Origin of the sequence: Pseudomonas sp. BP11-1-1 (assembly GCF_052112105.1) — a bacterium.
Taxonomy (GTDB): domain Bacteria; phylum Pseudomonadota; class Gammaproteobacteria; order Pseudomonadales; family Pseudomonadaceae; genus Aquipseudomonas; species Aquipseudomonas alvandae.
Genome location: NZ_JAUTYU010000008.1, coordinates 110,986 through 123,001, shown reverse-complemented (window position 1 = coordinate 123,001; position 12,016 = coordinate 110,986). Strand labels below are relative to the sequence as shown.

Here is a 12,016-nt window from a genome sequence, read left to right as displayed (position 1 = left end):
GTGTTGGATGTACCGACGCCTTCGCGAGCAAGCTCGCTCCCACAGGGTTTGGTGGCGCACACAGATATTGCAGGCACCCCAAATCCACTGTGGGAGCGAGCTTGCTCGCGATAGCGATCCTTCAGCCGACGCGGATGTTGGATCAACCCTCACTTCCACAAGGATCAGGGTTCCAGGCCGATGGGGAAGAACTCGCCACCACTCCACACGCCCAACCAACTCTGCCCGTCGATCTCGCGGCTGACCGCCAGCTCCACCAGTTGGTAGAACACGTTGCGATGGATCAAGGCCTCGAGGTTGCTGCGCACATGCACGTAGGGCGCCGGTTCCTGGGTCTGGGGATCGATCACGACGCGCATCGGATGTTCCGGGCCGGCTTCGGTGATTTCCTCGACATTGGTGGTGAAGCGCAACAACTGCGCTTCACCCTGCCCTTCGACTTCAAGAGTCACCGCCACGAACGGCGCGTCATCGACCTTGATGCCGACTTTTTCCACGGGAGTGATCAGGAAATAATCATCGCCGTCGCGGCGAATGATGGTGGAGAACAGCTTGACCATCGGCTTGCGCCCGATGGGCGTGCCCAGGTAATACCAGGTGCCGTCCCGGGCGATACGCATGTCGATGTCGCCGCAGAAGTCGGGGTTCCACAAGTGGACCGGAGGCAGGCCTTTGGTCTTGGGGATCTGCCCCAGCAGGTCATTGGCTTTTTGCGGTCCGCTCATGGTGTCTCCTTCTGTTTATTCGTCGCTCATCCCCAGCAGGCTGCGGGCGTACTCACGCAACGGCGTGGCGATGAGGTCTTGTGGCTGCTTGTCGTGCAACGTCAGCAAACCGCCACGGCTCTTGATGCGTGCAGTATCAATCAAATACTGGGTGCTGGTCTCGATCAACATGATTTGAATCACGCTTGTGTCGACGCCCAGGCGATCCACGGCCTCCTCATCCAGCCATTCGTCAGTATTGCCGATGCGGTTGTCGGCCTTGGCGAAGCGGGTGTAAAGCAGGTAGTGGGCGCCAGCAGCCCGCGCTTCGCCCATCGCCTGGTCGAGGCCTTCCGGGACTCGGGCGCGACGAACCATCGGGAAATATTCGATGAAACCGTTGAAGGCTTCTTCAGCCACGACGTTGGGCCGAGGATAGGCGCTGCCCGGCGGAGCAAAAGCGCCTTGGGCGATGTAGATGAAGGAATCCGGCTGGATGCGCAGGTTGTTCACGCGGCGGCTGTCGCTATGGTCCAGCAGGCCGGCATCGCTCATGTGATAACGAACGCCCTCCCCCATGTCGCTGACATTCATGCAGCCACCAAGCGTCAAAACGGTCAGCAGCAAAAACAGGCTACGCATCCTATCCTCCAAAAACCGGTGACGGAAAACCGGCGAATGGCCGTGGGATGCAGCTTTTGCGCCAGCTTGATGGGGGAATGGTTCATTATTCCTGTGGCGAGGGGATTTATCCCCGCTGGGTGCGAAGCGCCCCCAAAGGACAGAAATGTTCGACCTGATTCTCCGAGGCGATAGTTCCGGGGTGGCTGCGCAACCCAGCGGGGATAAATCCCCTCGCCACAACAGCCTTATTCAGCCACCGATGATTTTCATGATGGTTGCGCCACCGGAAAACGCCACTTCCTGCTTGTCCCCCAGCGCCTTGACCAGCAGACGCTGGAGCGCCGGCAAGGCTTGGTGACGAGGCTTGTCCAGCAGATCGCCGACGAAGTGACGGTTGCTCGACGACAGGCAGCCATGCAGCCAGCCGGTGGACGACAAGCGCAGTCGCGAACAGGTCCGGCAGAACGGCACGCTCTCGTTGGCGATCACGCCAAAATGGCCTAACCCCGGAATTTCGTAGCGCACGGCTGTCGCATCGACAGGCGCATCGGCCTGCAGGTATTCGTATTGCTCGCCAATCAGGCCCAGCAGTTGCTGGAGGCTGACGAACTGTTGCAGGAACGCATTGGAATCGCTGGCCAGGTGGCCCATGCGCATCAACTCGATGAACCGCAGTTCATAGCCACGTTCCAGGCAATACTCCAGCAACGGCATCACCTGATCGAGGTTCTGCCCGCGCAACGGCACCATGTTGACCTTGATTTTCATCCCGGCGGCCCGGGCTTGCTCCATGCCGTCCAGCACGGTCGCCAGGTCGCCGCCACGGGCGATGCTGCGAAACGCAGCAGGGTCGAGGGTGTCGAGGGAAACATTGATGCGACGGATACCGGCGTTTACCAACAACGGCAATTTCTTCGCCAGCAACTGACCGTTGGTAGTCAGGCTGATGTCTTCCAACCCCATCTGCCCCACCGCCGTCATGAAACTTTCGAGCTTGGGGCTGACCAGCGGCTCGCCACCGGTGATGCGCAACCGCTCGATACCGGCGGCTTCGATCAGATAAGCAACGCCTCGCGCCATGGCCTCGGCCGACAGTTCATCCTGCGCAGCCACCAGCCGCTTGCCGTCAGGCACGCAGTAGGTACAGGCGTAATTGCAGGCTGAAGTCAGGCTGATCCGCAAATTGCGAAAACGCCTGCCTTGACGGTCAACGATCATGGATCACTCCGGCGAAAGAAGAATCGAGTCCGAGAAAATTGACCTAGAAATCAAGTTTTCGCAAGACCCAAGCCTGAGTATATTCCTCGGGCACTGCGCCATGTAAGCGGACATGGCGCAATCAGGTAGCTGAATGCCTCAACTGCTCGGGACTTCCGGGTCGCGCTTGCGCTTGTTGCCCATGCGCACGCCGATGTCCATCAGGAACTGGAAGAAACCTTCCTGATCTTCCAGCACGTTGCTCCAGAACGGCGAGTGATACAGCGCCACCGCGCCATGTACCAATGCCCAGGCAGCGCAATAATGGAAATACGGCGGCACGTCTTCGAGCTTGCCTTCGCTGATCCGGCCCTTGATCAAGAGGGTCAGGCGATCGAAGTTCGAAGCGCGAATCTTGTGCAGCTCCTCGACCATCTCTGGCACCTGGTTGCCCTTGACCACCTTTTCTTCGAGGCGATCGAACAAGCGATAACGTTGCGGGTCGCGCATACGGAACTCGAAGTAGGCCCGGGACAGGGCTTCCTTGTCCTTGTCGACATCGGCCGAATGCAGGAGCTCGTTCAAATCGCGCTCGTAATCGAGCATCAGGCGCAGGTAGATCTCGGCCTTGGATTTGAAGTGTTTATAGATCGTGCCTTTGCCGATACCCACGGCATCCGCAATCATCTCGACGGTGACGCTGTCTTCGCCCTGGTCGAGGAACAACTTGAGCGCGGTGTCGAGAATTTCCTGCTCGCGGCGACGAAACTCACGGACCTTACGGGGTTCTTTGTGCATAAGAAAAAGGTCTGAAGGGTCAAAATTCGAAGCCCGGTATTATGCCTAACTTACGCAAAAATGCACGGATCATCCGTTCTGGGCCACAGATCTCAACAAAACCGCGCAAATCCGGCTCCTCCGTTTCAACTGATGCCTTATCGCCGCGCAGGCGTCAGGCACAATGAGAACCTATCCGAAGCGAACGTATTCCAAATTTGTTTAAAAACCAACCCGGTGAAACTGGACGCACTGCCATAGTGATCAATACTTGAACTGTCGGCGCGACATCTCCCCCAAGTGACGCGCCGATAAAGGTGCCAACGGACCGCGTGCCTTTGTTTTACTCCTAATGGTCTTAACCCGGATTCACCCCCCAGAACCCGGGTTTTTTTTGTCTCGGTTTCAGGCCATCGGCGAACGGACGCGCGCCAATGGGAACAGGCGCTTGAAGTTTTCCGTGGTTTGCTCCGCGAACCGGCCATAGGATTCCCCCCGCAACATCGCCAGGAACTCCGCCACTTCCCGCACATATTGCGGAAGGTTTGGCTTGCCGCGATACGGGATTGGCGCCAGGTAAGGCGAGTCGGTCTCGACCAACAGGCGATCGGCCGGCACCTTGCTGGCAACGTCGCGCAAGGCGTCGGCATTGCGGAACGTGACAATACCGGACAAGGAAATGTAATAACCCATGTCCAGCGCAGCCTTGGCCATGTCCCAATCTTCAGTGAAGCAATGCAACACACCGGCCTGGGGCAGCGCCGCGTCGCGCAACAGGGCCAAAGTATCGGCCCGTGCCCCACGGGTGTGGATAATCACCGGCTTGCCGGTCTGTCTTGCGGCTTCCAAGTGCAAGCGGAACGACGCCTGCTGTACCTCGGAGGCCTCCGGCTCGTAGTGATAATCGAGACCGGTTTCGCCGATGGCGACGACTCGAGGGTGGTCGAGTTCATGCAGCAGCCAGTCCAGGGCGGGCGTAGCATCGGGTTGTACGTCCAGCGGGTGGATGCCGACCGAACAATCGACATCCTCGTAACGTTCGGCCAGGACCTTGACGTCGGCAGCGTTGTCGGCGCTGACGCCGATGCACAGGAAGTGTCCGACGCCCCGCTGGCGCGCGGCATCCAGCGCGGCATCCAGGGAACCGCCGTGGGCGGCAAGGTCGAGGCGATCGAGGTGGCAATGAGAGTCTACGAGCATAAGGGGCCAGGCTACATCGTATGGGTAGGACGGTCGGACTTGAGCGATCCGGCCAGGTGGGTTTCGATCTGATTGCGGGCCGAGTTGTCACCCTCGTTGAACTGCACGCCAACGCCGGCGGCCCGATTACCCTGGGCGCCCTTGGGGGTGATCCAGATGACCTTGCCGGCGACCGGTATCTTTTCCGCTTCGTCCATCAGGCTCAACAGCATGAACACCTCGTCGCCCAGGCGATAATTCTTGTTGGTAGGAATGAACAGGCCACCGTTCTTGATAAACGGCATGTAGGCTGCGTAAAGCACGGACTTGTCCTTGATGGTCAGGGACAGGATGCCGTTGCGTGGCCCGGGACTGACAGGTTCGTTCATGCTGATCTCCGCTGCGATTGAGCTGAGTCTAGTGCCTCTGTCAGGTACGACCAGGCAAACTCGCCCATTGCACCAACAGCGCCTCCAGCAGCAACACGCGATTGAGGTTCGCCTTGCTCAGCACCTTCTGACGTTGGGCAAGAATCCAGTCCTGAATGTTCAAGATTTTGTCCTGGCTGCTTTTTTGCGCCAGGTACTGGATCACCTTGCGCATATCCGGCAATCCGAGGCCGGCTTCGTCCTCGGTGAGCTGATAACGCAGGATCAGGCTCGACCAATCGCAGAACCAGTCGAACAACAGCAACAAGGGGATGGCGTTCCACCCCTCGGCCAGTTGTGTCGGCGATTGCTGCTGCTTGAGCAGCTTCTTCACGCCGTCCACGACCAGGGCCCGCTGCTCGCGCACGCCTTGGGCCTGGAGGCTGACCGCCGCCAGCGGCGAGCCGGCGGCCAGGGTCAGCAGTTCGACGCGCTCTTCATCGGAGCTGTCAGGCAAGGCCTTGGCCAGCCATTGCAGGCTCATTGCCTCGCTGGGCAGCGGACAGGTCTGCTGAACGCAACGGCTCTTGATGGTCGGCAGCAAACGGCTCGGCTGATGGCTGACCAGCAACAGCACGGTATCGCCGGAAGGCTCTTCGAGGCTCTTGAGCAAGGCGTTGGCGGCGTTGATGTTCATCGACTCCACCGGCTCGATCAGCACCACTTTGCGCCCGCCCATTTGCGAGGTCTGGACCACGAAGCTGACCAGGTCACGAACCTGGTCGACCTTGATCGCCTTGTCCGCCTCTTCCGGCTCCAGCACGTAATTGTCAGGATGGCTACCGGCCTTGAGCAACAGGCAGGACTTGCATTCACCGCAGGCATTCGAGGCCGCCGGGGCCTGGCACAACAGGCTGGCCATCAGGCGTTCGGCCAGCGCTCGCTTGCCGATTCCGACCGGGCCATGCAACAGGTAGGCATGGGCGTGCTGGGCACGGCCGGCCAGTTGTTGCCAAAGGCCGTCCTGCCAGGGATAAGCTTCAGCCACGGGCACGCTCCAGCAAGCGCGGCAACAAATCCTCCAGCGATTGCTGGACCTGCGTCAACGGCTGAGCGGCATCGATCAACAGGTAACGCGCCGGATCGGCCTTGGCGCGCCCCAGGAAGGCATTGCGCACGGCGTTGAAGAACCCCTGCCCTTCGAGCTCGAAGCGGTCCAGCCGGCCACGAGCGCTTGCCCGTGCCAGGCCGATTTCCACTGGCAGGTCGAAAACCAGGGTCAGGTCGGGACGAAGGTCACCCTGGACAAAGGTTTCCAGCGTCGCGATGCGTTCAAGGGACAAGCCACGCCCGCCGCCCTGATAGGCATAAGTCGAATCGGTAAAGCGGTCGCACAACACGACAGCGCCGCGAGCCAGCGCCGGGCGAATCACCTCGGCCAAATGCTGCGCCCGCGCGGCAAACACCAGCAACAATTCGGTATCGGGATTCATGATTTCATCGGCCGGTGCCAGCAGCACCTCGCGAATCCGCTCGGCCAGTGGCGTGCCGCCCGGCTCGCGGGTCAGCACCACCTCGATGCCGGCAGCCCGCAGGCGCTCGGCCAGGTACTCGCGATTGGTGCTCTTGCCGGCGCCTTCCGGGCCTTCCAGTGTGATAAACAAGCCAGTCACGGGCGATCCTTAGTCAAAGTCATTGCGAGCTCGGCGGCTCGCTCGCATTCGGTTCGGGGGCAGGCTCTTGTGGCGGCACCTGAGGCACGGCTTCAGGCGCCGTGTCCGGTGACGCTGCGGGAATCGGTGCCGAATCATCCGGGGTCGCCGGGGCCGGACTGGAGCGATAATCGGCACGGCGCTTGAGCTGGAATTCACGCACCGCGTTGTTGTGCGTCTCCAGATCATCGGAAAAGACATGGCTGCCATCGCCACGGGCAACGAAGTAAAGACTGTTGCCGTCGGCCGGGTTCAACGCCGCGTGGATCGCTTCGCGCCCCACCATTGCAATCGGTGTCGGCGGCAAACCCGGGATCAGGTAAGTGTTATAGGGATTCTCTTCTTTCAGATGGGCACGGGTGAGCTTGCCGGTGTAGCGCTCGCCGAGGCCATAGATCACGGTCGGGTCGGTCTGCAGCAGCATGCCCAGACGCAGGCGACGCACGAACACTCCAGCGATCTGGCCACGTTCCTGGGGCACCCCGGTTTCCTTTTCTATCAGGGAGGCCATGATCAGGGCCTGATAGGGTTGGCTGTACGGGACGTCGGCGGCACGCTGTGCCCACTCTTTGGCAAGCACGTCGTCCAGCCGATCGTAGGCCTTCTTCAACAGATCGGCATCCGTGGTGCCCCGCACGAAGCGGTAGGTATCCGGGAAGAACCGGCCTTCGGGGAACACGCCCGAATGACCAAGGCGGTCCATGACCTGGCTGTCGCTCAGGCCAGCAAGGGTCTGCTGGAGTTTTTCGTCCTTGGCCAATGCCGCGCGCACCTGACGGAAATTCCAGCCCTCCACCAGCGTCACGCTGTACTGCACCACATCTCCGCGCTTCCAGACGCCGATCAAGGCTTCCATGGTCATGCCCGGCACCATCCGATATTCACCGGAGTGCAATGGCTGGTCGGCTAGATTGAAGCGCCAATAAATACGCAGCCAGAAGGCGTCCTTGATCAGGCCGTCGGCTTCGAGGCGCTTCAAGGTTCCGGTCGGGGTGGTCCCGTTGGGTACGTCCAGCAACTCTTCCTGGGTGATGTTCAGCGGCTGTTGCAGCGCCGAATGAATCTTCCAGGCTGAAGCGCCCAACAACAGCCCTGCCAGAACCAGTCCGGTCTCCAGCAGCAGCAAGAATTTACGTCTCACGAATCAGGCATCCAATAGCGCACGGGCAAGGGTCTGCAGTTTACGGGTGAGTGGGCCAGCCGACCAGCGTGCCGAACCGCATCCGAGTACCGGCCACACGCCATATACGCTGTTGCAGACAAAGACCTCATCGGCCTGGTGCAACTGTTCGAGGCTGATATCCATGATTTGCGTAGCGATACCTTGGGAATTGGCTTGAAACAACAATTCTGCGCGCATCACCCCGGCGACACCGCAACGGCTCAGGTCCGCTGTAGACAAGACCCCATCGCGCACCAGGAACAGATTACTGAACACGCCTTCGATCACCCGCCCGGACGCGTCCTGCATCAAGCCGTCGGCATACCGCGAATCAGTCCATTCAGCACGGGCCAGCACCTGTTCCAGGCGATTGAGGTGCTTGAGACCGGCAAGCAAAGGCTGCTCGGACAAGCGCACTGAACAGGGAAACAGGAGCACGCCTTGCTCGGCATGGGCAGCGGGATAAGCAACAGGAGCACTGCCCTGCAGGATGCGTCGGGCGGTGGCCGAGGGATCGGCGGCATAACCACGCTGACTGTCGCCACGGGTCACGATCAATTTCATCACGCCGTCACCCTGACACCGGGCGTAAGCGCTCAGCTCGGCGCTCACCACCGTCATGTCGACCCTGAGCGCCAATCGCTGGCAGCCTGTTTCCAGGCGCTGCAAGTGACGCTCCAGCAACAGTGGCCTGCCATTGCGCACGGCGATGGTCTCGAACAACCCATCGCCATAAGCCAGGCCGCGATCTTTCAGCGACAGGACGTCAGCCGGTTGACCGTCGACCCAGCTCTCCATCAACCTGCGAACCGGCGGAACACCAGCGAACCATTGGTCCCGCCAAAACCGAAGGAGTTGGACAACACCACATCGATGTCCATGCCACGGGCTGTATGCGGCACGAAGTCCAGGTCGCACCCTTCGTCAGGCTCATCGAGGTTGATGGTTGGCGGCGCCGTCTGGCTGTTGATCGCCAAGACGCTGAAGATCGCTTCCACCGCCCCTGCCGCACCCAGCAGGTGACCGGTCATGGACTTGGTGGAGCTGACCGCCAGCTTGTAGGCGTGTTCGCCAAACACCGTCTTGATCGCCTGGGCTTCGGCCAAGTCACCCGCCGGAGTAGAAGTGCCGTGAGCGTTGATGTATTGCACTTGGTCGCCGTTGATCTTCGCGTCACGCAAGGCGTTGGCGATGCAACGGGCGGCACCGGCGCCATCGGCCGGTGGCGACGTCATGTGGTACGCGTCGCCACTGGTGCCAAAACCGATCAGCTCGGCATAGATGGTCGCGCCGCGGGCCTTGGCGTGTTCCAGCTCTTCGAGCACCAGCGCACCGGCACCGTCGGACAGCACGAAGCCGTCACGGCCCTTGTCCCATGGTCGGCTGGCACGTGCTGGCTCATCGTTGCGGGTCGACAGCGCACGGGACGCGCCGAAACCGCCCATGCCCAGGCCGCAAGCGGCCATTTCGGCGCCACCGGCAATCATCACGTCGGCTTCGTCGTACATGATGTTGCGCGCGGCCATGCCGATGCAGTGGGTGCCGGTGGTGCACGCCGTAGCGATGGCGTAGTTAGGCCCCTGTGCACCCAAGTGGATGGACAGGAAACCGGAAATCATATTGATGATCGAGCCCGGCACGAAGAACGGAGAAATCCGTCGCGGCCCCGAATCGTGCAGCGTGCGGCTGGTTTCTTCGATATTGGTCAAGCCGCCAATACCCGAGCCCATGGCCACGCCGATGCGTTCACGATTGGCATCGGTCACTTCCAGCCCGGCGTTGCGCACCGCCTGGAACCCGGCTGCCAAGCCGTATTGAATGAACAGGTCAAGCTTGCGAGCTTCCTTGACCGACAAGTATTCCTCGACATTGAAGCCTTTTACCGAGCCGCCAAAACGGGTGGAATAGGCAGAAAGGTCGGTGTGTTCGATCAGACCAATGCCACTACGGCCAGCCAGAATGCCCTGCCAACTGCTTGGCACATCCGTGCCCAGTGGCGACAACATACCCATACCGGTGACTACGACGCGTCTACGCGACACAGCACTCTCCTTTTTCAAATGACGACTTTGCATCAGGCCTAAAGAAAAAACCGCACGCCGTGATGGCAGTGCGGTTTTTCCATGACAGCTAGCGACGACTAAAAACGATTACGCCTGGTGGCTGGTAACGTAGTCGATAGCAGCTTGTACAGTAGTGATCTTTTCAGCTTCTTCGTCAGGAATCTCGGTCTCGAATTCCTCTTCCAGAGCCATCACCAGCTCAACAGTGTCAAGGGAGTCGGCACCCAGGTCTTCAACGAAGGAAGCGGTGTTCACAACTTCTTCTTCTTTAACGCCCAGTTGCTCGGCAACGATTTTCTTGACGCGCTCTTCGATGGTGCTCATACCTTGTTTTCACTCCTAATGGACAAATTCAGGCAGCTGGCCGGTGGGTAAGTGTATAGAAAGACTTTTCGGTTTTTCAACCGAAAGCTTCACTCCTCGAACCCTGGGGCCCGCCGCCTATAAATAGATTGCAGCTTTATAACGGATTTTAGACAGCTCGTATGACATTTTTTTGAAGCAATCCGTCACATTTAACTCATGTACATCCCGCCGTTCACCGGGATTGTAGCCCCGGTCACGTATGCCGCACCGTCCGAAGCAAGAAAAGCGACCACGGACGCGATTTCTTGAGCTTGCCCCAGACGACCCAGCGGAATCTGCGTCAACAAGGCTTCACGCTGTGCTTCCGGCAGTTCACGGGTCATGTCGGTGTCGATGAAACCCGGTGCAACCGAGTTTACCGTAATCGAGCGCGAACCGACTTCTCGTGCCAGCGCACGGCTGAAACCTTCCAGACCGGCTTTCGCCGCAGCATAGTTTACTTGGCCTGCGTTGCCCATGGCACCCACAACCGAGCCGATACTGATAATTCGACCCCAACGTGCCTTGGTCATGCCGCGCAAGACGCCCTTGGACAGCCGGTACAGGCTGTTCAGGTTGGTGTCGACCACGTCGAACCACTCGTCATCTTTCATGCGCATCATCAGGTTATCGCGGGTGATGCCGGCATTATTCACCAGGATCGCCGGTGCACCGAACTGCTCCTGGATGCTTGCCAACACGGCGGCAACGGATTCATCACTGGTCACGTTGAGCTCGAGCCCGGTGCCCTGGATACCGTTTTCCTTCAAGGTCGCGGCGATACGCTCGGCGCCCGAAGCGGACGTCGCGGTGCCGACAACGATGGCGCCTTGACGACCCAGTTCCAGGGCGATGGCCTGGCCGATGCCGCGGCTTGCACCGGTCACCAGTGCAACTTTACCTTGCAGACTCATGCAAGCTTCTCCTGTTCAGGCTTGCGCTGCGCGAGCGGCAGCGAAAGCGTCTGGGGTGTTGAGGTTGGAAGTGGACACGCCTTCGGCGCAGCGCTTGTTCAGGCCTGCCAGCACCTTGCCAGGGCCGCATTCGACCAGCTCGGTCGCGCCCTTGGCTGCCAGCGTCTGCACCGATTCGACCCAGCGAACCGGCTTGTAGAGCTGCTCCAGCAAGTCGCGCTTGAGGGTCTCGAGATCCGGTGCCACGTTGGCGCTGACGTTCTGCACAACAGGAATCTGCGGAGCCTGCCAGTCGATGGCGGCGATGGACTCGGCAAAACGCTCGGCAGCCGGACGCATCAGTTCGCAGTGCGACGGCACGCTGACCGGCAGCGGCATGGCGCGCTTGGCGCCACGGGCCTTGCAGCCTTCGATGGCACGCTCGACGGCAGCCTTGGCTCCGGCGATAACCACCTGGCCCGGGGAGTTGAAGTTGACGGCGCTGACCACGTCGCCTTGCGCCGCTTCGGCACAGGCAGCCAACACATCGGCATCTTCCAGGCCGAGGATCGCGGCCATGCCGCCCTGCCCGGCCGGAACGGCTTCTTGCATCAACTGGCCACGACGCTCCACCAGTTTCACCGCATCAGCCAGGCTCAGGCTGCCAGCGGCCACGAGTGCGCTGTATTCACCCAGGCTATGACCGGCGACAAACGCCGGGCGCGCGCCGCCTTCAGCCAGCCACAGGCGCCACAAGGCAATCGAGGCGGTGAGGATGGCCGGTTGGGTTTTATCGGTTTGATTGAGTTGCTCTTCCGGCCCTTGCTGGGTCAGTGCCCACAAGTCGTAGCCGAGCGCGTCGGACGCTTCTTTGAATGTTTCGAGGACCAGCGGGTATTGCGCGCCCAGCTCGGCCAGCATGCCGAGGGACTGCGAGCCCTGTCCTGGAAAGACGAATGCGAGGGAAGCAGACATGAAAACAAAGCCCCTAA

At 60.3% G+C, this 12,016-nt stretch carries 14 protein-coding genes; all 14 read right to left on the bottom strand.

All coding sequences use genetic code 11. From position 1 onward, the window contains the following. Window positions 1-164: 164 nt before the first annotated feature. Entirely contained in the window at window positions 165-725 is a 561-nt protein-coding gene (locus tag Q7C33_RS17460) for a DUF1285 domain-containing protein (protein WP_217861486.1), read from the bottom strand. Window positions 726-740: 15 nt separating this feature from the next. Next, entirely contained in the window at window positions 741-1,346 is a 606-nt protein-coding gene (locus Q7C33_RS17455) for a DUF4823 domain-containing protein (RefSeq protein ID WP_030137717.1), read from the bottom strand. Between the two features lie 231 nt (window positions 1,347-1,577). Next, window positions 1,578-2,546, bottom strand: coding sequence for a GTP 3',8-cyclase MoaA (locus tag Q7C33_RS17450; RefSeq protein ID WP_030137716.1), 969 nt, complete (start codon window positions 2,544-2,546; stop codon window positions 1,578-1,580). A gap of 138 nt (window positions 2,547-2,684) precedes the next feature. Further along, window positions 2,685-3,323: a TetR/AcrR family transcriptional regulator gene (locus Q7C33_RS17445; RefSeq protein WP_030137715.1), complete on the bottom strand. Its 639-nt coding sequence runs from the start codon at window positions 3,321-3,323 to the stop codon at window positions 2,685-2,687. A 384-nt stretch (window positions 3,324-3,707) separates the two neighbouring features. After that, window positions 3,708-4,502, bottom strand: coding sequence for a TatD family hydrolase (locus Q7C33_RS17440; RefSeq protein WP_030137714.1), 795 nt, complete (start codon window positions 4,500-4,502; stop codon window positions 3,708-3,710). An 11-nt stretch (window positions 4,503-4,513) separates the two neighbouring features. Beyond that, a complete protein-coding gene (locus Q7C33_RS17435; RefSeq protein WP_030137713.1) occupies window positions 4,514-4,870 on the bottom strand; it encodes a PilZ domain-containing protein in 357 nt (118 codons plus the stop codon). 40 nt (window positions 4,871-4,910) lie between these two features. Beyond that, the gene (locus Q7C33_RS17430; RefSeq protein WP_030137712.1) at window positions 4,911-5,897 is read right to left on the bottom strand and encodes a DNA polymerase III subunit delta'; all 987 of its coding nucleotides are present in this window, start codon (window positions 5,895-5,897) and stop codon (window positions 4,911-4,913) included. Beyond that, window positions 5,890-6,522, bottom strand: coding sequence for a dTMP kinase (tmk, locus tag Q7C33_RS17425; protein ID WP_217861485.1), 633 nt, complete (start codon window positions 6,520-6,522; stop codon window positions 5,890-5,892). The genes Q7C33_RS17430 and tmk overlap by 8 nt, the downstream gene beginning before the upstream one ends. 19 nt (window positions 6,523-6,541) lie before the next feature. Then, window positions 6,542-7,702 (bottom strand): endolytic transglycosylase MltG, encoded by a 1,161-nt coding sequence (gene mltG / locus Q7C33_RS17420; RefSeq protein ID WP_407683845.1) that lies wholly within the window; start codon window positions 7,700-7,702, stop codon window positions 6,542-6,544. A 3-nt stretch (window positions 7,703-7,705) separates the two neighbouring features. Beyond that, window positions 7,706-8,521, bottom strand: a complete 816-nt coding sequence (gene pabC / locus Q7C33_RS17415) for an aminodeoxychorismate lyase (protein WP_030137709.1) — start codon at window positions 8,519-8,521, stop codon at window positions 7,706-7,708. After that, window positions 8,521-9,765 (bottom strand): beta-ketoacyl-ACP synthase II, encoded by a 1,245-nt coding sequence (gene fabF, locus Q7C33_RS17410; protein WP_264427810.1) that lies wholly within the window; start codon window positions 9,763-9,765, stop codon window positions 8,521-8,523. Before fabF ends, pabC begins: the two co-directional genes overlap by 1 nt. A gap of 108 nt (window positions 9,766-9,873) precedes the next feature. Next, on the bottom strand, window positions 9,874-10,110 hold the full coding sequence (acpP, locus tag Q7C33_RS17405) for an acyl carrier protein (protein ID WP_003175607.1): 237 nt from the start codon (window positions 10,108-10,110) through the stop codon (window positions 9,874-9,876). Between the two features lie 191 nt (window positions 10,111-10,301). Beyond that, complete coding sequence (gene fabG / locus Q7C33_RS17400; RefSeq protein ID WP_030137707.1) at window positions 10,302-11,045, bottom strand: 3-oxoacyl-ACP reductase FabG; 744 nt, start codon at window positions 11,043-11,045, stop codon at window positions 10,302-10,304. A gap of 15 nt (window positions 11,046-11,060) precedes the next feature. Then, complete coding sequence (fabD, locus tag Q7C33_RS17395; protein ID WP_217861483.1) at window positions 11,061-11,999, bottom strand: ACP S-malonyltransferase; 939 nt, start codon at window positions 11,997-11,999, stop codon at window positions 11,061-11,063. Between the last annotated feature and the right edge of the window lie 17 nt (window positions 12,000-12,016).